The sequence below is a fragment of the Myxococcus sp. CA033 genome (assembly GCF_013336625.1).
Classification (GTDB): domain Bacteria; phylum Myxococcota; class Myxococcia; order Myxococcales; family Myxococcaceae; genus Myxococcus; species Myxococcus llanfairpwllgwyngyllgogerychwyrndrobwllllantysiliogogogochensis.
On sequence record NZ_JABUMU010000001.1, the window covers coordinates 539,476 to 561,385 of the forward strand.

General features: G+C 67.1%; 16 protein-coding genes and 1 tRNA gene. 8 read left to right on the forward strand and 9 right to left on the reverse strand.

Annotated elements, in window-relative coordinates:
• Positions 1-65 precede the first annotated feature (65 nt).
• The 4 genes from dnaG (at position 66) to HUA78_RS02145 (ending at position 4,806) form a co-directional block, all read left to right on the forward strand.
• On the forward strand, positions 66-1,874 hold the full coding sequence (gene dnaG / locus HUA78_RS02130; protein WP_174475548.1) for a DNA primase: 1,809 nt from the start codon (positions 66-68) through the stop codon (positions 1,872-1,874).
• Between the two features lie 92 nt (positions 1,875-1,966).
• The gene (gene rpoD / locus HUA78_RS02135; RefSeq protein WP_141644122.1) at positions 1,967-4,084 is read left to right on the forward strand and encodes an RNA polymerase sigma factor RpoD; all 2,118 of its coding nucleotides are present in this window, start codon (positions 1,967-1,969) and stop codon (positions 4,082-4,084) included.
• A 98-nt stretch (positions 4,085-4,182) separates the two neighbouring features.
• Complete coding sequence (locus HUA78_RS02140; RefSeq protein ID WP_174475549.1) at positions 4,183-4,608, forward strand: MGMT family protein; 426 nt, start codon at positions 4,183-4,185, stop codon at positions 4,606-4,608.
• Positions 4,609-4,733: 125 nt separating this feature from the next.
• Positions 4,734-4,806 (forward strand) — tRNA-Ile (locus HUA78_RS02145).
• 115 nt (positions 4,807-4,921) lie between these two features.
• Here the strand turns inward: HUA78_RS02145 and HUA78_RS47190 are convergent.
• From HUA78_RS47190 to HUA78_RS02160, 3 genes are all read right to left on the reverse strand, one after another.
• A complete protein-coding gene (locus tag HUA78_RS47190; protein ID WP_174475550.1) occupies positions 4,922-6,811 on the reverse strand; it encodes an Ig-like domain-containing protein in 1,890 nt (629 codons plus the stop codon).
• A gap of 484 nt (positions 6,812-7,295) precedes the next feature.
• Entirely contained in the window at positions 7,296-9,125 is a 1,830-nt protein-coding gene (locus HUA78_RS02155; protein WP_174453403.1) for a S1C family serine protease, read from the reverse strand.
• 229 nt (positions 9,126-9,354) lie between these two features.
• The gene (locus HUA78_RS02160) at positions 9,355-9,987 is read right to left on the reverse strand and encodes a hypothetical protein (protein ID WP_174475551.1); all 633 of its coding nucleotides are present in this window, start codon (positions 9,985-9,987) and stop codon (positions 9,355-9,357) included.
• A 301-nt stretch (positions 9,988-10,288) separates the two neighbouring features.
• On the opposite strand from HUA78_RS02160, the gene HUA78_RS02165 reads away from it, so the two are divergent.
• The gene (locus HUA78_RS02165) at positions 10,289-10,543 is read left to right on the forward strand and encodes a hypothetical protein (protein ID WP_141644129.1); all 255 of its coding nucleotides are present in this window, start codon (positions 10,289-10,291) and stop codon (positions 10,541-10,543) included.
• Positions 10,544-10,607: 64 nt separating this feature from the next.
• Here HUA78_RS02165 and HUA78_RS02170 read toward each other — a convergent pair whose 3' ends face one another.
• On the reverse strand, positions 10,608-13,832 hold the full coding sequence (locus tag HUA78_RS02170) for an Ig-like domain-containing protein (RefSeq protein WP_174475552.1): 3,225 nt from the start codon (positions 13,830-13,832) through the stop codon (positions 10,608-10,610).
• 228 nt (positions 13,833-14,060) lie between these two features.
• Positions 14,061-14,189 (reverse strand): hypothetical protein, encoded by a 129-nt coding sequence (locus HUA78_RS47625; RefSeq protein WP_371745508.1) that lies wholly within the window; start codon positions 14,187-14,189, stop codon positions 14,061-14,063.
• Between the two features lie 64 nt (positions 14,190-14,253).
• On the opposite strand from HUA78_RS47625, the gene HUA78_RS02175 reads away from it, so the two are divergent.
• The 3 genes from HUA78_RS02175 to HUA78_RS02185 all read left to right on the forward strand — a co-directional run bounded on the left by HUA78_RS02175 (position 14,254) and on the right by HUA78_RS02185 (position 17,673).
• Positions 14,254-15,726: a triacylglycerol lipase gene (locus HUA78_RS02175; RefSeq protein WP_174475553.1), complete on the forward strand. Its 1,473-nt coding sequence runs from the start codon at positions 14,254-14,256 to the stop codon at positions 15,724-15,726.
• A gap of 217 nt (positions 15,727-15,943) precedes the next feature.
• Positions 15,944-16,315 carry a hypothetical protein gene (locus tag HUA78_RS02180; RefSeq protein ID WP_174461324.1) on the forward strand — a complete coding sequence of 124 codons (372 nt, stop codon included), beginning with the start codon at positions 15,944-15,946 and terminating at the stop codon, positions 16,313-16,315.
• Between the two features lie 143 nt (positions 16,316-16,458).
• Entirely contained in the window at positions 16,459-17,673 is a 1,215-nt protein-coding gene (locus HUA78_RS02185; RefSeq protein WP_174475554.1) for a methyltransferase, read from the forward strand.
• A 314-nt stretch (positions 17,674-17,987) separates the two neighbouring features.
• Here the strand turns inward: HUA78_RS02185 and HUA78_RS02190 are convergent, their stop codons facing one another.
• From HUA78_RS02190 to HUA78_RS02205, 4 genes are all read right to left on the reverse strand, one after another.
• The gene (locus tag HUA78_RS02190; RefSeq protein WP_174453398.1) at positions 17,988-18,380 is read right to left on the reverse strand and encodes a hypothetical protein; all 393 of its coding nucleotides are present in this window, start codon (positions 18,378-18,380) and stop codon (positions 17,988-17,990) included.
• 247 nt (positions 18,381-18,627) lie between these two features.
• Complete coding sequence (locus tag HUA78_RS02195) at positions 18,628-19,173, reverse strand: DUF3060 domain-containing protein (RefSeq protein ID WP_174453397.1); 546 nt, start codon at positions 19,171-19,173, stop codon at positions 18,628-18,630.
• A gap of 193 nt (positions 19,174-19,366) precedes the next feature.
• Complete coding sequence (locus tag HUA78_RS02200) at positions 19,367-20,632, reverse strand: hypothetical protein (RefSeq protein WP_174461326.1); 1,266 nt, start codon at positions 20,630-20,632, stop codon at positions 19,367-19,369.
• 74 nt (positions 20,633-20,706) lie between these two features.
• Entirely contained in the window at positions 20,707-21,897 is a 1,191-nt protein-coding gene (locus tag HUA78_RS02205; protein ID WP_174461327.1) for a hypothetical protein, read from the reverse strand.
• Positions 21,898-21,910 lie beyond the last annotated feature (13 nt).

The following is a 21,910-nucleotide window of genomic DNA, read 5'->3' on the forward strand; positions in this document are numbered from 1 at the left end:
GTCAGGCCCGGCTGCCAGGATGTCGGGAGTGCGCCCGCCCAGGTGCGGGACGAGGGGTGGCCGACGTGATCCCGGAACACAAGATCCAGGAAGTCCTCGAGCGTGTAGACCTCGTGGGCCTCATCTCCCGACATGTGGAGCTGAAGAAGGCGGGCCGCGAGTGGAAGGGGCGCTGTCCCTTCCATCAGGAGAAGACCCCCTCCTTCTACGTGGTGCCGGAGAAGCACTTCTATTTCTGCCACGGCTGCCGGGCGAGCGGGGACGCGGTGTCCTTCGTCCAGCGCTACCTGGGCAAGACGTTCCTCGACGCGGTGAGGGACCTGGCGCGCGAGCTGGGCATCGACCTGGAGGCGCAGCAGGACCCGGGCATGCGCGAGCGCCAGCAGCTCAAGGAGGCCACGGACCTGGCCGCCGAGCACTTCCGCTCCACCCTCTGGCAGGACGAGGGCCGCTCCGCGCGGGCCTACATCGCCAGTCGTGGCGTGTCGGAAGAGACGGCGCAGTCCTTCGGACTCGGCTGGGCGCCCAACGCCTGGAGCACGCTCGCGGAGCGCTTTCAAAAGACAGGCATGCTGGACTGGGCCATGAAGGCCGGGCTGGTGCTCAAGCGAAACACGGGAGACGGCTGCTACGACTTCTTCCGCAGCCGGCTGATGGTGCCCATCCGCGCGCCGGAGGGCCGCCCCATCGCCTTCGGTGGCCGCCTCGTCGGCGCCGAGGAAGGGCCCAAGTACCTCAACTCGCGCGAGTCGCGGCTCTTCAACAAGAGCGACACGCTGTTCGGCATGGACCAGGCGCGCGACGAGGTCCGCAAGCGCAAGGCCGCCGTCCTCGTGGAGGGCTACTTCGACTGCATCGGCCTGCATCAGGTGGGCGTGCGCCATGCCGTCGCGCTGTGCTCCACCAACCTCACCCCCGGCCACATGCAGGTGCTCAAGCGCGGCGAGGCCCGGGAGCTGGTGCTGCTCCTGGACGGGGACTCGGCGGGAATCGCGGCGGTGGAGCGACTCGCCGGTCCGCTGCTCGCCGCCGGGGCGACCGCCCGGGTGGCGCTGCTGCCCCAGGGGGATGATCCAGACGTCTTCGCGCGTCGAGAGGGAGCGGAGGGTGTGGAGCGGCTGCTGGAAGGCGCGCAACCGCTCACCGCCTACCTGTTCGCCTCCTTGCTGCCCCAGGGCAAGGGGGCGTCTTTCGAGGAGAAGATGGCGGCACTCGAGCGGCTCAAGCCCGTGGCGGCGCAGGTGCCCGTGGGACTGGTGCGCTCGTCGCTCTTCTCCGCCCTCGCGGAGCACTTCGGTTGGCGCTCCGCGGACGTGGAGGCCGCGCTGCGCAGCAAGGTGCCCCCCAAGCCCGCCGCTTCGGCCTCGCATGATGGCGGTTCTGCCGCGCCCGCTCGCCCGCTGCCCGAGAAGCCGCCCCCGCCCATGGAGGCACTCTACGTGGCCTCCGTGCTGAGGGAGCCTCGCCTGCTCGGCAGGGATGTCTTTCGTGTCTGTGACGAGCTGTCCCACATGGGACTGCGCATGGCGCTCGCGCATGCCACGTCGGGCCAGGGCACCCAGGATGCGCTCTTCGAAGCAGGCGAGTCCGTGAAGCGCGCCATCGAAACGTCCTGGCGCCAGCTCCCCTCGGAAGGCCAGGAGCTCGAGCATGCGTTCTTCGCCATCTGCCGGGAAATCATGGTGCGGCGCATCGACGAGCGGCTCACTTATATAAAGCGCGCGACAGAGCAGACGCCGGGAGCGTTCGACCTCACGGAAGAGACGCGGCAACTGTTGTCGGAGCGCGTGGAACTGCTGGCCCTCAAGAAGCGTGTCCTGGAGGAGCTCAAGCCCGCTTCCCCGGGAACAAAGGCGCCCATGCAACCGGTTTGACTTCGCGTTTGTAAGAAACCCTGACTTTGCGGTAGATCGGCCGGCTCGCCCCAGGCCTCAAGCCCCTGAATTTCTTAAGGAGAAGTACCCGAATGCCGACGCAGAAGCCCTCGAAGGCGTCCGTGAAGCCCACCAAGAAGAAGGTGGATCCGGTGATCCGCAAGAAGAAGGCACCGGACAGTCCCGCGGCGAAGGGTGCTGGGGTGAAGGCTGGGACCGAGGAGCAGGAGCCCCTGGAGGCCAAGGAGGCGCCCGCCGAGGTCGAGACGAAGAAGAAGAAGAAGGGCGTCGTCTCCGCGGACGTGGACCCCGAGGAGGCCGCTGAAGAAGCCGCCGCCGCCGTCGAGGTGGACCCGGACGCCGTCGAGGACGACGTCGAGGAGGACCCCGTCGCCGAGCGCAAGGAAGTGAAGGACCTGCTCGCCCAGGGGCGAGAGAAGGGCTTCCTCACCTACGACGAGGTGAATGACGCGCTGCCCGCCGACATCGTGTCGTCCGATCAAATCGACGACGTGATGAGCATGTTCGGCGACAACGACATCGAGATTGTCGATGCGCAGAAGGCTGCTCAGAACAACGAGATCAAGCCCACCGTCACCGTCGAGGAGGAGAAGGAAGACGTCGACGAGGACGAGAAGGACGAAGACGACGAGCCGGGTGGCAAGTCGAACGACCCGGTGCGCCTGTACCTGCGCAAGATGGGCAGCGTCAGCCTGCTCACGCGCGAGGGCGAGGTCGAAATCGCCAAGCGCATCGAAGAGGGCGAGAAGGAAGTGCTGCGCGCCCTGCTCGCCTGCAAGGTCGCCGTCGAGGAGATCCTCGACATCGGCAACAAGCTGAAGACGGCCAAGCTGCGCGTGCGCGACGTCATCAAGGACGCGCCCGAGGAGGCCCAGGCCGAGGGCGCCGAGGAGGCTCCCGAGGAGGTCGGCGAGGGTGACGCCCCGGCGCAGCTGGCGCAGAGCGAGCTCAACAAGATTGAGCAGATCTGCAAGCAGATCGAGCGCTTCCGCAAGTTCGCCAAGGACTGCGACGTCTTGGAAGAGGAGCTCATCTCCAAGAAGAAGCTGACCGAGGTGCGCAAGAAGGAGCTCAAGCAGGAGATGAAGGACCTCCGGACCAAGATGATGGAGGTCTTGGAGGAGATGCGGCTGAACAAGAAGCAGGTCGACCGCATCGTCGTGAATCTCAAGGGGCTCATCGAGCGCGTTGAGAAGGCCGAGGACGAGCTTCGTGATTTGGAGCGCCGCTACGGCATCTCCATGAAGGAGCTGCGCCCGCAGCTGAAGGAGTCGCGGGAGAATCCGAACATCGGCAAGAAGCTGCAGAAGCAGCTCAACCTCACGCCCGAGCAGCTCGAGGTCCTGGACCGCGACGTGCGCACGGCGGTTCGGAAGATCAAGAAGGTGGAGGAGGAGGCCAACCTCCCCGTGGATGCGCTGCGCCGCAACTACGACGCCATCCGCCTGGGCGAGAAGCGGGCCGAGCGCGCCAAGAGCGAGCTGGTGGAGGCGAACCTGCGCCTCGTGGTGTCCATCGCGAAGAAGTACACGAACCGCGGCCTCCAGTTCCTGGACCTCATCCAGGAGGGCAACATCGGCCTGATGAAGGCCGTGGACAAGTTCGAGTACAAGCGCGGCTACAAGTTCTCGACCTACGCCACCTGGTGGATTCGTCAGGCCATTACGCGCGCGATCGCCGACCAGGCCCGCACCATCCGCATCCCGGTGCACATGATCGAGACCATCAACAAGCTCATCCGCACCAGCCGCTACCTGGTGCAGGAGATTGGCCGCGAGCCGACGCCGGAGGAAATCGCGGAGAAGATGGAGCTGCCGCTCGACAAGGTGCGCAAGGTCCTGAAGATCGCCAAGGAGCCCATCTCCCTGGAGACGCCCATTGGCGAGGAAGAGGACAGCCACCTGGGCGACTTCATCGAGGACAAGAGCCTCGTGTCGCCGGCGGACGCGGTCATCAACATGAACCTGGCGGAGCAGACCCGCAAGGTGCTGGCCACGCTGACGCCGCGCGAGGAGAAGGTGCTCCGCATGCGCTTCGGCATTGGCGAGAAGAGCGACCACACGCTGGAAGAGGTGGGCCAGGACTTCGAGGTGACGCGCGAGCGCATCCGTCAGATTGAGGCCAAGGCGCTGCGCAAGCTGCGTCACCCCAGCCGCTCCAAGCGCCTGCGCTCCTTCGTGGAGAGCTGACGCCTTCCTGACGGCTCCATCGTGAGCCGTCACGGGAAGTCCCGAGGCCCCCGCTCCTTCATGGACCGGGGGCCTTCGTGTTTCTAGAGTCGGGCGCCGTGGCGCTCTCCAAGTCCAGGACGACGACGAAGACGAAGTCCCGAGCGGAACCCGAGGCGTCGGCTCCGCCGAAGCGTCCGCCCTTCTCCGAGGCGGTATGGCGCGCGGTGCGCTCGATTCCGCGAGGCCAGGTGCGCTCGTATTCGCAGGTGGCGTTGTACGCGGGACGTCCCGGGGCGGCGCGCGGCGTGGGGCGCGAGATGACGAAGCTGCCTCCGGGACAGGAGCTTCCGTGGTGGCGTGTGACGAAGTCGGGAGGGACGCTGGCGTCCACGGTGGCGCATGAGCAGGCGAAGCGGCTGCGCGCCGAGGGCGTCACGGTGGAGCAGCGTGGGCAGGTGTTCCGGGTGAAGGTGGCCCAGGAGTCCGGGAAGCAGCAGGCATCACGCAAGACGGGCGCTCCCACGTCGAAGCGGAAGCGCTGACGCAAGGCGCGCACAAAGCCTCACGCCGACGCGGGAGGCGGCGTCAAATCAGGGGGCCGAGTGGCGCTTGCCAGCAACGCATGCGCGGGGATATGCCACCGGACACGCGGGTTGTTCACGCATGGGGGCCCTTAGCTCAGCGGTTAGAGCTGTCGGCTCATAACCGATTGGTCCCTGGTTCGAATCCAGGAGGGCCCACTCCCCTTCCCCCGTCAGACGCCTCGGTCAAGCCACCGAGGCTTCGTCTTCTGACAATGGCAGTCATCGGGAAGAAGAGGCCTTGCTTGCGCAAGGCCCCACGGACTCGCCGCGGCTACCTCCACCACAGGAGGGCCAGGCCCGACGCTCCCGGAGTCGATTGCTCCGTCTGCCAATTCGTCAGGGGCTCTCCCCCACGGCCGGCGATGCCCAGGTATCCCGTCACAATCCGTCCACCCGGCTGCTGACCGTTGCCGCCTTCAGTCGCCAGGAGCGTGACGCTGGGATGCGCATATGACGAGCCGCCGCCACCGCCTCCGCCTGAGTAGGTGTACCGGCTGCCGCCACTTCCTCCGCCATACCAACCCGAGCCACCTCCCCCTCCAGAGCCATTCCCCATCCCGCGTCCTCCCAGGTGGCCGGTGGCGACGGGCTGGGCACTGGACTGGCAGGCACGAGACGCCCCTCCTTGCAAAGCGTCTCCCGGAAGCCCCGGCGCCGCACAGGTCACCGGCTCCGCCGGCTGCCGGTTGTTGCTCGGCCCCGCCACACCTCCCGCGTTCTGCATTCCTCCGCCGCCGCCTCCCGCTCCGGACAGGTAGTAGTCATTGAGCCGGCCGTCCTGTCCATTCCCGCCCACGGGGCCTCCACCGCCCCCTGCTCCGCCCAGGGGGTCTTCATCCCTGGAGCAACCACTGCATCCGTCATGTCCTCCGCCGCCGCCTCCCGCCGCCACCAGCATGACCTGCCCGGCACGGAGGACCTGCGAGGCACCACCACCGCCCCCTTGCGAGTCGCCACCGCTCGCGATGCGCAGCTCGAGAGACTCCCCTGGGGTGACCGGGACGCGCGCGTGGAGCCATGCGCCTCCGCCTCCAGGCCCCGGGGCACCGCCTCCGCCCCCCGCCCCCCAGAGCATCAGCTCCGCGACGTGCTTGCCCGGCGGCACCACCACCATCACCGGTTCCCCAGCGGCTCCCCAGATCTGGGCATCCGCGACAACCACGGGTGAAGGGGCGGGCCCCACGCAGATGGAGAGCCGACCCGAGGTCCACGCCCCCCGCGAGTCACGAATGCCCACCGTGATGCGGCAGTTGTTGCAGCCCCTGCTTGGACGCACGGAGGGAGTGAATTGCGCCGTGGCGCGTTCGGCGTCCGTCCAGGTGCCCTCACAGCTCGCGCTCCACTCGTACCGAATCGAGTCTCCATCCGTGTCCGTCACGGCCACCGTCAGCACGGTGGTCTCCGCCACATCCACCCGGCCGCTCGAAGCGGAGATCCGCTGGAGGACAGGCACGTGGTTGAAGCTCGTCTCGACGATGGCGCCAGTCGCACCGGAGAGGACGCTCAAGGACAGCTTCGTGCCGGAAGCCCCGCCTCGCCCGTCGCTGACGGTGAGCGTGAGCTCCGCGGACCCGGCTTGCGAGGGGGCCGTCCAGCGGACCACCCGGCCGGTGGAGCTCGACAGCCCGCCCACGCTGGCCGTCCACGTGTACGTGAGGCTGTCCTCGGGATTGGGGTCACGGGCCACGGCAGTCAAGGTGACCTCGCTCCCCTGCGCCACCTCAGTGGAGGAGACCGCGAGCCCATCAATGACAGGCACCGCGTTTTCGAATGGGTTGGAGGGAAAGACAAACTCCTGCAAGACGATGGCGACCAGGGCCTGCTTTCCGGACTCGATGGTGACATCCGTCACGACACCCTGGTAGCGCCACCAGTGAGTGTTGTCATAGGCCAGGGCCTCAAAGCTGCGCCCGGTGCCCGCGGGGATGCCTTCCAACACTCCCTTCCAGACACCGTCCGTCAGGGTGAGCTCGGCCTCGATGGGCTCCATGTCCGACGCCGAGACGGTCACCGTCACCCGGGTGATTCCCTCGGGCGTCAGGCGCTGACCTTCGGAGACGAGCAACCGCACCGAGCCGGCTGGCTCCGGCTGCGTAGCACTACACCCGGCCGCGAACCCCAACATGAGGGCCAGGGCCGCGAGGACACTTCTTCTGTGCATGGAAGCCTCTTTCGCTTGCCACTCGAGGTGGACAGGCAGAGCGGGCAATCCTTACGCATCCAGCAACATCTGCACTGGCGTGGAGCGCGAATTCGAGGTCACTTTGACTGGCGCTTCACAGTACAAACAACCCGTGGCGGCTTGCTGGTGGAATAGTGACGCTCATCCCAGGACTCACCCTCGTTGCCTGTGCTCAGATTGAGTCACTTGGTCCTTGGATGAAGGTCGGCGGAACGGTCTTCGCAATGGTTGGCGGCATACGGTCGCGGGCATTGCCACGCAGGAAGACAATGGGGTCGAGGAGCACCGTCGCCGGAGGTAAGCACCAAGGAAAGCTGGGCGCGCTGAGGAGCGGGGATGGACGTGAGCTGCCTTGAAGGTCCTGAGCCCACCGCGAAAGCGCCAGCAGACCCCTCCGACCTCGTTCCGGCACCTGCCACGGACATGGCGACAGGTGCGAAAGCGGAGCCCCAGGCCCCAGGGCCTACCGCCGCCACTCCGGGGGAACGTTCTTCTCCACGGCGTAGCGCTCGAGTTCGGCGAGCTGCTGGCTCGCCAGCTTCAGCTCCGCCTCCACTTCCAACTGGCGCTTTGCCACCGGCTTGCCGGAGGACTCGTCCTTGCGCAGACGCGCGCGCTCCTCCTCGAAGCGGGCGACACGCGCGCGGGCCTTGCCGAAGGACGTGCGCCACCGCTCCTCCTCCTCCCGTGTGCGATTCCCCGCCAGCCTCTGCTTGAAGCGCTCCCGCTCCCAGCGCTGGATGCCCGCGGGGTTCCGGGTCCACGTCTCACGGGCTTCCCTGACGTCCTTGAGCGACACCTCGATGCGCTCCTCGTTCTCACCACTTCCCTGCCCTGACTTCAGCCAGGCCGTGCCGACCTCTGGGAGCGAGCAGGTCTCGACGGGCAGCCGCGCCCCACCGATGTGGATGCCCAGGGTGAGGCCTCGCGAGAGGAACCAGCGCAGCCGACGCGAGTCCTCCTGCGCCGCCAGGGACTGGCTCAGCGGCCGCCAGTCCTCGAACTCCAAATCCAGCGTGCACGTCTTCCCCTCCGCCTCCAGCTCCATGCGGCGCTTCACGGCCGTGGGTGGCGAGTCGAACCGCTCGACGACCAGCACGATGAGCCCCAGCCCGTCGACCCGCTGCACCGAGAGGACCACCTGCTGCTCGGTGTCCACCTGGAAGCGCCGCACCTCGCGCTCCTCGTCGCGCGCCACGCGCTTGAGCAACTGACTCCAGCGCTCCGTGGACTCGGGCGTGGTGGGCACGGAGACGAGCTTGCTCGCATAGGCGATGGGCAGTGCCAGCCCCAGCCCATCCGCGTTCTCGATTTTCATCGAGACGACCCCCACCACCTCGCCGCGTCCATTCAACAGCGGTCCGCCACTGTTGCCCGGATTCACCGAGGCATTGAACTGCACATAGCCAGTGCCCAGGTACTGCCGGCCCACGAAGCCCACCTTCCCTTCGTGCACGGTGAAGTCCAGGCCCTTGGGGCTGCCGATGAAGACCAGCGGGTCTCCGGGCTCCAGGCGCGTGACGTCCCCCAGTGGCAACGGGACTGCCTTCGCGCCCACGACGCGGACGGTGGCGAGGTCCAGGTCCACGTCACTGGCGACCGTCTCACCGAGCAGCTCCCGCCCGTCCGCGAGCACCGCCGTCATCATCTTGCCCGGCGGACACACCACGTGCTGGTTGGTCAGCACCAGCTCGGAGTCCACGAAGAAGCCAGAGCCCGTCTTGCTCCCACACCGCAGCGTCAACGTGCTCGGGCCGGCGCGGCGTGAAATCTCCGCGGTGGAGAGGGCCGAGGGCACGGGGGCCGCCTCGCCCGGAGTGTCTTCACCCGTGGCGAGGGCCAGGACATTCGAGCGCGTGCGCTCGAAACGCGGAGAGCGAGCCATCCAGATGCCGCCCACCAACCCGACCAGGACGCAGGCACCCACAAGCGCCCTCAGGAGTCCACGCGAGGACTCCTGGACGGGCACCACCGACTCCACGAACGGCCGCAAATCCGCGCGGGCGCCCTGGGCGCGCAGCACCTCCAGGAGCTTCTCCGCGAAGGCGCGAAAGACACCACGGGCCAGGGGAGCCCCCGCCGTCGCGAGCAGGGTTCGCGCCTCGGAGAACGAGGGCGCGGGAGGGCCCAGCAGCGAGATGGCCCGGGCCAACGCGAAGCGCGTCCGCTCGTCAGCCACCGCGTCCCGCAACACGACGTCCACCCGGAGGCTGGCGCCGCACACACAGCGCGCCACGCTCCCCGCATCCGGAGCACCACACCGGAGGCACCTCTGCTCGACCGACTCCGACATTCCCGCGCTCCCCCTGCGACGACCCTGGTTCCTGGCACCCGTGCATCACCCGCGAGGACCGGGTCACCCCTCGGCGGCTCCCATCATCATGCCTCCGAACGCGCGTGGAGTCCCAGCCCACCCACATCAGCCCCTGCGCCAGGGCCCGAACCCCAACCCGACAACCTCGCCCGAGCAAGCCTTCAAGCCCGGGCATCGAAATCCGAGGAACGGGTCCGGCGGCCTCCTGTCAGAGCTTGCGCTCGACGAAGCCCTTCTTGCGCAGCTTCGCGATGAGCGCGTCCGCCGCGGCGCGGGCCTGCTTCGCGTCCTTGAACGCAGTGCGCTTGCCGCGCCCCGGCTCGCCCAGGCTGCCCGCACGCACCCAGAGTTCGCTGCCCACCAGCGCCACGCCTCGAAAGTCCGTCTCCGTGTCCACGAAGAGCCGCTCCTTGTCGGGGCGCGCGGCCCGCGTCGCCTTCGCGCGCGACAGCGGCCGGATGGACGAGACAGGCTTGACGGCCCACACCTGGTAGCGAACGCGAATCTCCGGCTTCGGGCCATACCGGAACAGCACGCGCCAGCGGCCCCCTCCCGTGGACTCAAAGACAGCCTCGCCCCAGGACTTGAGGCCAGTGGTGGGTGACTTCGGCAGGAACGACTCCAGCGTCTTCAGGAAGACCAGATAGTCTTTCTCCTGCTTCACATAGCCAATCAGCCGCGTCCCCTCCGGCAGCGACAAGTCGAGGTCTCCCCAGGCCGTGCGCCTCACCAGGGCGAGGTCGAGGAACACGTTATTGCCCAGCAGGGGCGCGCACTTCTTCCAGAAGTCCGCGCTGATGCGCACGTTGCGAGCCCCCAGAAGCGTGGTCGAATCACTCATGTCTCTTCCATAGCATGGCCGAGCACCGACACATTCGTCTCCACGAGGTGTTTCGCTCCCTGGAGAGGGTTCGCTGGAAAGGCAGGAGCCGCATCCCCATGGACAGCTGAGACATCCCTCACTTGAAGCCAGTCTCTTCTTGGAAGCCACTCGGGCCGAGGGACCTCCGGCGCCGCCAGTTCCCACACATCCACTGACGTGGGGTGGACAATGGGCGCAACGCGTCAGAAGGGTGGCGCTTGACCCAAGCCCAGGGCCCGCAGTTGGATTCGAGGGCTACAACTGCAACGGGGTTTCCAACATGATTCTTCGTGTACTGGCACTCGCAGCGCTCGTTTCCATCGTTGGCTGTGGCGGAGCAGAAGTCCCGGAGGGCACCGAGACTGGCGCCCTTCCCGAGCAGGAAGTGTCCGCGCAGGCCGCCACCTGCGAGTCCCTCCAGGGCAAGGTCTGCAGCCCGGACCGGGAGATTGGCTGTACCTTCGCCAACGGCACCCCGGGTTATTGTCTCTGCCAGGCCATTCCGCACAACAGGTGGGTCTGTCTGACCGACTGAGAATTTACGGCCGGGCCTGGAAAAAACTCTCCGGGCCCGGCCGCCTGCCTGGGGTTCAGGACACCTAATGACAATTCAGGACGACGTCCTGCGTCGAGGCGGTGTCCACATAGCAGATGCGGCTGAGCGAAGACTCGTTGCCCCAGGTGTCTCGCGCCGAGATAGAGAATGGGATGTCACTCTGGACCGGGGCTGTGCCAGCGATGTTCCACACGTATGCGTAGGGGGCCACAGGCAGCGTCACGGTGAAGCCTCCAATCAGGCCTCCGCTCAGGGTCACCGACTGCACACCGTGTGAGTCGCTCACCGCACCCGCCGACACCAGATACGCGCGACGTGAGCCCTGGACGCTGAAGTTGAACGTCGGGCCCGTGTTGTCCGCGATCACCGTCCGGGTCTCCGGGCTGCTGGCGAAGCCCGCGTTGTCCGAGCACTGGAACAGCACGATGTAATCGCCGTCCGTGCGCGAGGAGGTGTCGACGACGAACTCGTACGGCGCGGTGGTGTCGGACTGGAGGATGACGCCATTCTCGCGCATCTCCACGTGGTGGACTCCCTCCGGGTCGTTGCAGGCCACCGTGAACTTCGGCTTCTTGGGTTGGGTGTCGTTGCGCGTGATGGAGACAATCACCGGCACGGAGTTCGACTTGACGAACGAGGCCACGAAGTTGGCCGTGTTGCCGCAACGGTCCTGCGCCAGCGCCTGGAACACGTGCGTTCCAGACGCCATCTCCGAGCCGAACGTCAGCACGTAGCCCGACGTGGTGGGCTGGGCGACCAGGGTGCCGTCCACGAAGAGCGAGTATGGGTACTGGATGCCGCACGTATCGGTGACGTTCGCGCTGAGCGTCATCGTGGCGCCCAACTGGGACGCGCTGAACGTCACGGCGGGCGGAGTGCTGTCGAGCGGCGCGGCCCGGGTCGCGACACCCTTGTTCCCGAACGCGTCAGTGACCTCGACAATCAGGTTGTGCGCCAGACCGTCGGTCGGTGAGTAACTGGCGGAGTAGGTCGTCGCGGAGTTCGTCCTCGTGGCGAACACCACACCGTCCACCTTGAAGTCCACCCGGGTAATCACGGATGCATCACTCACGGAAGCGTTGACGGTGAACGGCGGCCCGGAGGAGCTCACGGCCATCGACACCGACGGCGGTGTGTTGTCGACCCTCAGCGTGTGCGTGAGCGTCGTCACGTTACCGGCCGGGTCGGAGACATTGATGGTCAGCGGGTAGGTACCATCGGCCCAGGTGGTGGTGTCGAACTGGTGCTCGAACGGCGGCGCCATGAGCGAGACAATCAACTGTCCGTTCCGGATGAAGTCGACCGAGTCAATTCCCGAAGCATCGTTCGCGGTGATCAAGAACCACGGCTGCTTCAGCGAGCCCGTGACGGTGAGCGACGCGGTGGGCGGCGTCCGGTCCAGCGTCACTGTCACGCTTTTGGTCACCTGATTGTTCCAGAGGTCCCATGCTTCGAGAACAATCGTGTGGGGCCCCGTGGAGAGAGCGCCCGCGGGGATGAGCTGGGTGAACTGAAAGCTTGGGAGCACGACCGTTTGCACGCCGCCGTCGACCACGAGGCGCGGAGCCTGGCGGGCCTGGTTGGGAGTCTCCGCGTCGGTGATCGTCCCAGAGCACTCGATGTCCGAGCCGCGCTGCCGGCAGGACAGCGTCGCCTGCGGCGGCTGGTTGTCCGGCACCGCGCCGACGTTGATCGCCGCGAAGGCAGAGGCGACTGCGCGCATCTTCGTCGAGGAGGAGGCGCCGTCAATCACCCCGGCCGCCATGAGCGCGGCGTCTCGGGCCTGGGCGTAGTCCGCCCCGACCGGGAGCGCCTCCACCGTGCGGGTCCAGATGACCGCCGCGGTGGACGGCCCGATGCCCGTGAAGCCCTCGGGGACCCTCGGGCAGTTCCAGGGCCCCGGAGACTGGCCCTGCGCCAGCGGCTGACAGCCATAGGCCAGGAGCAGGAACATCCGGTCGATGGGCCCACAGCTCTCGTGCTCATCCCAGTTGACGAGGTCCGGGGTCCACTCCGGATTGGAGGGCGTCAGGAGGCTGCGTCCTGCAACTCCGGTGTCCTCGCCTATCGTCAGATTGGCGGGGCGCAGGAGCACCTGGTCAATCTCATTCAGGGGGCGCCGCTTGAGGGTGTCGCGCCCCAGCTCGGTGAAGAAGCCCATGATGTCGCCGGTGCCCTCATTGAGGGCAGCAATCTCCCCGGACGCCCCGGAGCCCAGGCTCGGATCCCCCCACACCTCACGCATGAAGAAATCGTGGGTGATTTCGTGGGCGACGATGTCGGTGGTCGCGAGGTGGACGAGCGTCGTCACCCCCGTCGGCGCCGGATAGGTCTCATAGCCAATCAAGACCCTTGGGTCATTGCTGCTCGCGATGTAGCCCGCGTTGTCCCATGGATAGTGCATCTTGAATTCCATCGGGGGGAGCGCCTTGGACCCCGTCCGGCCGAGGAAGTACTCGAACATCGTCGACGTCATGTTCGAGGCGAAGAAGGCGTCGACCGCGGCGGTCTCTCCGTTCGTGCTCCGAGCCTCGGAGGTGACGTTGAACAGCGCGCCATCTCCGAAGGACGCATCGGGGCTCGAGTAGTCGAGATAGGTAATGGTGCCGTCGCCGTTCGGGCGCGTGGCGAGGAACTTGTTGCCCCGCTTGTCCTCGAGCTTGTACAGCGCCTTCGCCGTGTTGACGACGACCGAGAAGGTGTTGGTGCCGGAGTAGCGCCCCTTCAAGGACGCGTTGGCGTAGGTGACGTGCACCTCCGCCGGAGCCACCCGCAGGACCTTGCCCGAAAGCGCGTCTACCTCGCCCACCCACTCACGCGGAAAGGCCCAGAGAGAGCCCGGGCCACCGGTGGAGAGCGTCAGTCGGTAGATGGGCGTCAGCTCGGTGATGACACGCTCATACTGCGTCGCATCGTGAGAGCCCGCCACCGGCACGCCCGGCTTGAGCCGCCGCTCCTCGTGCGGACGCAGCATCAGCTCTCCGCCGCGCAACACCGTCCCAGTGGGGTCGCCCAGCGCCGAGAGGGCCGCCGCCTCGGCCTCGCTCCGGGTGACGCGCGCCTGGGTCTCGACCTTCGCCGTGGGCTCGACGCGAACCGGGGTGACGCGGGTCTTCCCGTTCGCGGTCTTCGCACCCACGCCCCACACCGGCAGCTCGTCGACACGAAGCTGGTGGTACGTGTCGTCCCCTTCCTTCCGGGGCACCACGGACATCTCGCGCAAATCAAAGCCGCGTGCCGTCAACTCGCGCTCGACCTCGAGACGCACCGGAGTCTTCACCGATTCGCTCGCCGATTCTCCGCACGAAACAAGTAACACCGCGCCAGCCAGCACTCTCAAGAACCGCTGCATGGACATCCCCCTCTGTCTTTGTTTGATTACATGAAAACAGTGCCCCCGCAAATCGTGAACATGTGTTCTCGTTAGCCACCCTCCTCGTCCCATCAACTCCACTCCCGCCCGAGCGGATGGATGAACTCATCTGGGATTGAAGGCTCACGGCGGATGACTTCGGGATACATCGTCAGCCTGGACACAGGTTCCGATACCGCGCGCCGTCAGCCCCAGCATCAGCGACTGGAGGCCCATTCCGATTCTCTTGAATTTCCATGTAAACCTGTTCAGGTGCCGCTGTTTGTCCTATGTTCGCGGGGAGGGCTCGCAACTCCTTCTCAATCCAGGACATCCCATGCTGGTTTCCCAGCCACCGCCACCCCCGACCGCCAGTCCCCTCGCTGCCCGCGCGCTCTTCCTGGCGATGCTCGTGCTTGCCGTCGGCATGTCGGCCTGCCTCTCGGAGGACAAGGGCACAGGGAGCACGGAGCAGTGGCGCGAAGGGATGTCGACCGAAGACGAGGAGGAGCCCGAGGTCTGCGACGAGTGTGACGGAGGCGCTGACGCCGGGGACGCTGGAGATGCGGGTGACGCCGGAGACGCCGGCTGTCCTCCTCCTGAGCAGGAGTTCACTGAGACAGCCACCTGTGACGACGACGCAGGCACCGATGCGGGTTCCAACACAGGTTCGGACGGCGGTGGCGGTGGTGGTTCAGACGCGGGTTCGGACGGAGGCGCCGACGCGGGCTCGGACGCAGGGCGGGATGCGGGGACGGGGCCTGTCGTGGACGCGGGCGCCGACGCAGGGACCGACGCGGGCGCCACCCTGGCCGAGGGGCCGCCAGTGCAAGCCTCCTTCGCGCCCCAGGCCGCGCCTGCTCCAACCCCCGTCCTGAATCCCACGCCGACCACGGCGGGTGACCGGACGAATGGCGCGGAGCGGTCACGGATGCGCGCGCGCTGTGGCATGTGCGAGCTGCGACCCAGAGGGCCCATCGATCCGAACAAGGTGCCCTACATCTCCGTGCATGGCATCGGCGCCGGGCCCGAGGTGATGGACCCGGCCATCAACAACTTCCCGTCCAATGCGCAGGTCTACGACTTCTTCTACCCGGACAACCGGCACCCCATGGAGACGGCGGACTGCCTGCGCAACGCCATCGTTCAGGCGCGGGGAGCGCACTCGGGGACGACCGTGCAGGTGGTGGCGCATTCACTCGGCGCAATCATCGCGACGGGCGCGGACCACTCGCTCGCGGACGAAGAATGGATGCCGACGGAGGTCCCCACCAACTGCGGGTTCATGAAGAAGGTGCGCGGCCGGCATCGCAAGGGCTTCGTGCTCGAACCGGCGCCCAGCCCGAGTCAGCTCGACCTCCGGATGACGCTGATCGACCCCGTCTTCCAGGGGTTCACGGATGCTCCGCTGATTGTCTCCGACTGCGTGCCCGGGCCGGGAGACCTCACCGCGGGCAGCGCGCTCATGCAGACGCTGAACACCCGGCCCACGTTCTCCAGGCAACGCAGGGTGTTCTATGCCAACCACCCGAGTGATGACAAAGCCCGTGACCTCACCGAGTTCGATGACGCGGACCTCGAGCTGATCTGCAAGGCGATCCGAGGGGAGACCGTGCGCACCCGGAAGTTCGGCCTCATCAACGCGTGGAACGCCGTCAAGAACCTGCGGGCCGGTCCAGGAGGGAAGAAGCTCAAGGACGCCCTGGGCTGCGGCGGCTGCTCCGCGGCGCGCATCAAGGAGCTCGCCGGGCAGGTGGCACCCCGGTTGCCAGGCGACCACACAAAAGTCATCGAAGAAGTCACCTTCTGACCCCACCTGGGACACATCAAGAGCGCGCCGCGCCATCCACCTCGCCCTGCGTGCGCGCGCCAGTTCCCACCTCATCCCACGCTCGAACGCGAACAGGCGGTGAGGAAGAAATCCCCCTTCGCACGTTATCTCGCGAGGAAAGGCAGAGACGCTTTCCGGAGCCCCACACCCAGCCTGGGTGCGGAGGCCTCAATCCACAGCACAAGGGGACAACACCATGAAGCGAGCGTCCATCGTTGTTTCGGCGGTGATGATGTCGGTCGGGTTTTCCAGCACGGCCCTGGCGGCCCCCATCACCGTGAATGGCTACGTCTGCGCGGCGAAGTACACCCGGCAACCCAATGTCGTCTACGGCCAGGGCTACGTGGTCGTGCAGGTGAACACCGGGGCGAACTGCACGGGGAGCTTCGTCGGCAGCTATTACTATCTGGGCTCGGGTGCCTCGTCCGCCGGCTACCAGTACAGCGAGGCCGAGCGCCTGGGCCTGTTCGAGCGCGCCACCCAGGCCGCCACCCAGGGCACTCAGGTCACCCTGTACGTGGAAGGCGCGGGCGTCGGCATCCTCGACACCACCTACCGAGGCGGCTGACGGCGGACGGGCTTTCGTGCTCCTCTCCGACGAGGAACAACGCCTGGGGGCATGAATGCGCCCATGCGTTGCCGAGCACGGCGGCTGAGGGGGCCCCTCGTCATCACCCACGGGCGGAGCAGCGGCGCGTAGGATGCGCCGCCATGGACTTCCAGGCGCGACTCGAGGCGCTCACGCACCTGCTCGGGCCCTGGTCTCCGCTCTGGTCCCGCTCCATCCTCCAGGGCTGGCCCGAGTCCGGCGCCGCCTATCCCGAGGACTGGCTTGCCTATGTCCGGTCGCTCGATGAAGCGGGCGAGCGGCGGCTGGACCAGGGGGTGCTCGTGGGCGTCCCTCCTCCGTCCCTGGGCGCGCTCCTCGGCGCACTCCAGGAACTGACAGCGCTGCCCTGGCACGAGGGCATTCATCCGCTGACAGTCGCGCAGACGCAGGGACTCAGCACCAAGAAGACCCACGAGCTCGAGCGGGTGCTCGCCCTGCTCGCGCCGAGAACGCGCTTCATCCACCAGGCAGTCGATATCGGCGGCGGCATGGGACATCTCGCCCGCCTCTGTGCGCGGACGTTCGGGTGGACCTTCCACAGCATCGATAGGGATGCCGCACTGCAGGACAAGGGCCGGCGGTGGTTGACGAGAACCCACTCCCCGGTCGGGGACACCCTGTCTTTCATCCAGGCCTCCGTCGAGGACGGACTCCAACCGCGAATCGACCCGCTCTTCTCCGGCCTGGACCGGGCTTCTATCGGCCTGCACACCTGCGGGCCGCTCGCCCTCACGCAGCTCCGCAAGAGCCAGGGGGCGGGCTTCGTCCTGAACATCGGCTGCTGCTACGACAAGCTGGAGGTCCCTCGGGACTACCCCGTGTCCGGCTTCGGGGGCGCGCACCCACTGCCCTTCACCTCGCACGCCCTGGCGCTGACGACGCGGGGACGGCATCACAAGACCGAGGTGGAGTTCGCACGGATGAAGCGGGTCTACGCGTGGCGCTTCGCGTTCGATCTCCTAGCGAAGCGGCACTTTCCCGAGCGCGGCTTCGTGAGGGCCGGGGACGCGCCCCGAGCGCTCTATGACGGACCCTTCGCGGTCTACGCACTCGACCGCCTGGAGCGCCTGGGCCTCGACGCCCACATGACGGACGCCGAGCTGAATGCCTTCGAGGTGTCCGTTCGCGCCGAGACGCGGGAACTTTTGCTCTGCCATCTGCTGAGGGACCGCTTCGCGAGGGCGTTGGAAGTCGTGCTCCTGCTTGATCGCACCATCCTCCTGGAGGAGCTCGGCTTCCAGGTCGAACTCCTCCAGCTCTTCGATCCGCGCCTGTCTCCGCGCAACCTCGCGCTCATCGCGTCGCGGAGCGCTTGAGCACGTACCGGGCCGGGCCCCGTGGGAAACACCTGTCCAGGCCGCCCTCCCACGAGGGGCACCGCGGGGGCCTGGACAAGCTCACCTCGAGCCGCTCACAGTCCGTCGTGGTAGCAGAAGCCGTAGGTGCGGTCGGTCGGTCCACCCATACACGGGACTCAACGGCAGACGCGCGGACTTGTCGCGAGCGCCTTCACCAATCTGTCCATTTTGTCCTACTTTCCCAACATGGCATGACTGCGCGCATGATTGGCGTCACGCGCGGCGTGGGCCGCGCGAATCCCTCGCGCGACCCCGCTTTAGCCAGACGCGGACTAGCAGTTCTGCCTGCAGGGCGGCGGGGGGCCGACGGGCGGAGGGCTCCCGGCAGGAGGCGTGTTGATGCTGCTGTGGCAGGTGTAGAGCTGCAGGTCAAAGCAGTACTGGCGGTAGTACTGGGCTGACGCTCCGGAGCCATACATGTACTGAGAGCAGTTCCAGAAGCTCCACTTGTACGGCGTCCCGCTCGGACAGCTCGAGTCCAGCCACCCACCGCTGCCGTAGTCGCGACAAGCACCCTGGTACGTCCCGGGCTGACACACGTTCTGCTCCACCTCGCCCACTTCCACCGTCTCGGCGGACGCCTCGTCCATCGGCGCTCCACCACAGGCAGAGGCGCCCAACCACATCGCCCCCAGGAACAACGGCCGCATGACTTGCTTCAACATGGATTGACCTCTTGGATTGTCAGCCCTGCCGTGACCCTTTCGGCGGCAGGTAGAGGCCACTCTGCTTGTCGTGCTGATTAACCGGGATTAATCACAATTAAATGTGACGATTGCCAGGCCGGTCCGGCGGGCGAAGACCGCGCCACCCTCGCGCCTGAATGAAGGCAGGCGCGGCCTCGGGCCATCCCCGTGGGAACGGGAGGTGGGGCGAAGGTCTGCCGGCCCCACCTCCTCGCGACGTCCCGGCTCAGCGCGCCTGGGCGATGCGGTTGTTGGTTCCGGTGTTGCTGACGCGCGGCTTCTTGCCCTTCTCCGCGCCCTGCTTCCAGGAGACCTTGTTGCCGCTGCCCGTCGTCTCGATGCGGTGCGCGGTGTGGACCACGACCTGGTTGTCGCTGCCCGTCACCTCGACGAGCTCGCAGGTCCCCGTCAGGGTGACCTTGTTGTCGGAGCCGACAATCTCCACCTTGCCCCCGTCGGCACAGTCGTGCGTCACAGTGCGCTCGGAGTCCACCAGTTCGAGCGAGCCGCTGCGCCGCGACGACGTGTCAGCCTCGTCGTCATCGTCATGCGCCATGGCGCCATCGACCTGGACGTCGACGCCTCCGCCCGAGCGTACCCGTGTCGTTCCGCCACGCGTCTCGACGGTATTTCCCTGCGCCTTCACCTTCACGCTTCCGTCCTTGCCGACCTTGACCGACGCGGCCTCGTCCTCATCCTGGGCGCTGGCCGTCATGGACCCCAGGACACATGCGATGACGATGAAGGCCTTCGATTTGAATGGGTTGTGCATTGCGGTGGACCCCTTGAGTGGCTGGATGCGCAATGTACGCAACGGCGTCGCGGAGATTCAAAATCCCCGCGACATATCGCGCGACAGTCCAGTGGATTGCAGTGAGCCTTCATCTCGGCACATGCAGCGGAGGGACATGGCGAACCTGGTGGTGGACCCTGGCCCGGAGTGGCGGGCGTGATGCCCCGCGTCCCTAGGCCTTCGCGAGGACGGGGCCGAGCACCTTCAGCAGCTCCTCGGGCGCCTCGGACACCCATGCGGGCGGAATCTCCACGTATTCGTCACGCAGCACCTTCACGAGGCGGTCCGCCAGCGCGCGGTCCTCCGGCCATGCGGGGACGAGGTACTCACGGACCAGCAGCTCCACCGTGGCCGTCTGCCGCCAGATGACCTGGGACAGCCGCTCGAGCACCCCGGGCGGCTCCACCTTCATGCCTCGCGCCAGGGCGTGGTACGCGGCCGGGTCCTCCACCCTCGACAGGCAGGCGTAGAGCCGCCCTCGCACCGCGTCGTCCTGCTCCGCTTCCAGCCCGGAGAAGAGCAGCGGCCGAGTCTTCTCCGGCCAGTGATTGAAGAGCACCTGGTACAGCGCGCTCCGCACCGGGGCGAACCGGGGTCCCCCATTCTCCGGGGCCCGCAGCGCGGCCACGAGCTGCTCAAAGGCCTCGGGAGTATCCACGAAGGTCTTGCTGCCATACGCGGCGCGGACCATGACGGGGGCGTCCTGGACGCTGTCCATGCGCGCCTTCAGCGAGCCCGTGGTGAAGGGCTGCTGGGGGTCCCGCTTCGAGCCGCCCCGGGTCCGCACCTTCTTCGGACAGGGCTCGAAGGTCTCCGACGCCGGAGTGCCCACCGCCGAGCGCATGAGCTTCCGCACCTCGCCGTCCTCCACCCAGGGGTAGAGCGGCGCCAGGACGACCCCTTTCTTCCGCTCCAGCGTGGCCACGTAGTAGTGCCCGGCGATGTCCACGAGGACCTGGAACCGGTCGGGTTCGAGCACCGCGGCGATATGCGCCAGCATCCGCAGTGCCTTCGGGAGTTCGAAAAAGCGCTCGGGCAGGCGCAGCAGGTGCTCCTCGGCGGAAGCATCCTTCGTCGTGCCGTCGAAGAGGTCGAGCAGGCTGTCCGCGCCGACGGAGAGCGGAACCTGGGCCTCCTCCCCTTCAGGCACCGAGAACCCGACCCGCTCATCCTCCTTCAAGGACCAGCAGACCTCCGCCTCGTCGAGCCCGTCATCGGAGGCCAGGAACACGCCGTGCTCGAATTCCAGGAACGTGTCCTGGAACACCACGCAGATGAGCGCCTCCGGAAAGTCATCCAGGGCGGCCAGCAACACCTGCTCCACCTTCTCCTTCTCGTGAAGGTCCGGGCCCGCGGTGATGCCGTGCCTCTGGAGCGTTGGCCGCACCTCTTCCGAGGCCTCGCAGCCACGAATCTTCACGTAGTCGACGTGGGACATGCCGGGAGGATAGCCCCGGCGCCATCACGGTGACACGGGGCACGGCACCTGCGTGGGATTGAGCCATTCCTCCGCTACTCGGTGGCCGCCTCGGGCCACCACGATGCCGGGTAGGGACGCCTGGGGACCTGCGCTCCGTTCGTCGGTCGGAGGCTCGCGAGCTGGCAGCTTCCGTCCGGCGCGCGACCCACCGCCCAGCGCAGGTCCGGACTGAAGGATTCGAGCGTCACGAGCGTCCGCAGGGCCATCGGATAGAAGAGCTTCAGCGTCCGGGTATCGAGGATGACAAGCGGGTCGAGGCTCAGGGCCACCCAGCTCTCGCCGAGCCACCGCGAACCACCCGACCAGGAGGCCGGAATGCCTCCAGATGCCCCCAGGACCGCATTCCGCACGCGCTCGGGCAACTTCGGCCGACGGATGGCCCCGGAGGACACCTCCTCGAGCACCGGCGCCCGCCCATCCCTCGGGTCAAGGTCCAGGGCATACCGACGGCTGGGTGAAAAGGAGCGACTCTCGCCGTCGTCCGGCCACACCTGCGTCGCGCCCACCACGCCGGTGCTCGGATCCCACAGCGCGCTGAGGAGCTCTCTCTCGGCGGGTGGATTGTAGTCACCGGCGAAATACTGCACGCCAGGGGTCGTGGAGACCCCGAATCGAAGCAGGTAGCGCGCTCCTTGTTTCTCCCAGCCCATGGGCGTCACCCACCGCAGCTCGGGTATCCGGAGGGATGGGGACACTCCCCCGTCACGCTCGATGACACGGATTGCATTGTCGGAGCTCCGCAACGCGACCGAGTGCCGCTCCGGATGGACCTCGAAGGAGTACGGTCCCTCCAGTCCCTCGGCCCAGTCACCATGGAACCGGACCTCGTCCGAGCCTCCGTCACCCCGGTACCATCGGCACGCGACGCCGAGGGTCCGAGCGCTCCCGCCATCCGGAGTCAGGCCCCGGCAGCCGACACAGGTGCTCAACGCATCACCGCCGCAGGCGAGATGCTCGTTGGAGGCCGCGGCGCCCGTCAGGAGTACAGGGGGAGTCCGGGTACCCGGCTCGACGGCCCAGATGCGCCTCGTTCCAGCATCCTCCGGTTCTTCGAGCAGCATGTGTCGCCCACCCGGGGTGAAGGCCAGGTAGCCGGCTCCGGAAGGCGCGCAGGGTTGGAAGGGCTCGAGGACGAAGCCTTCCGGATTCTCTGAGCGAGGAGACGCCGCCAGCGTCACTCCCGCGAGCACGAGCCCCAACACCACGGTCCCCAGTCGTTTCACCAGACCCTCCCGT

Excerpts from the sequence above, each read along its gene's own strand:
- rpoD (WP_141644122.1), top strand. The coding sequence starts at position 1,967 with ATGCCGACGCAGAAGCCCTCGAAGGCGTCCGTGAAGCCCACCAAGAAG.
- HUA78_RS47190 (WP_174475550.1), bottom strand. The coding sequence starts at position 6,811 with ATGCACAGAAGAAGTGTCCTCGCGGCCCTGGCCCTCATGTTGGGGTTC.
- HUA78_RS02155 (WP_174453403.1), bottom strand. The coding sequence starts at position 9,125 with ATGTCGGAGTCGGTCGAGCAGAGGTGCCTCCGGTGTGGTGCTCCGGAT.
- HUA78_RS02160 (WP_174475551.1), bottom strand. The coding sequence starts at position 9,987 with ATGAGTGATTCGACCACGCTTCTGGGGGCTCGCAACGTGCGCATCAGC.
- HUA78_RS02165 (WP_141644129.1), top strand. The coding sequence starts at position 10,289 with ATGATTCTTCGTGTACTGGCACTCGCAGCGCTCGTTTCCATCGTTGGC.
- HUA78_RS02175 (WP_174475553.1), top strand. The coding sequence starts at position 14,254 with ATGCTGGTTTCCCAGCCACCGCCACCCCCGACCGCCAGTCCCCTCGCT.
- HUA78_RS02180 (WP_174461324.1), top strand. The coding sequence starts at position 15,944 with ATGAAGCGAGCGTCCATCGTTGTTTCGGCGGTGATGATGTCGGTCGGG.
- HUA78_RS02185 (WP_174475554.1), top strand. The coding sequence starts at position 16,459 with ATGGACTTCCAGGCGCGACTCGAGGCGCTCACGCACCTGCTCGGGCCC.
- HUA78_RS02190 (WP_174453398.1), bottom strand. The coding sequence starts at position 18,380 with ATGTTGAAGCAAGTCATGCGGCCGTTGTTCCTGGGGGCGATGTGGTTG.
- HUA78_RS02195 (WP_174453397.1), bottom strand. The coding sequence starts at position 19,173 with ATGCACAACCCATTCAAATCGAAGGCCTTCATCGTCATCGCATGTGTC.
- HUA78_RS02200 (WP_174461326.1), bottom strand. The coding sequence starts at position 20,632 with ATGTCCCACGTCGACTACGTGAAGATTCGTGGCTGCGAGGCCTCGGAA.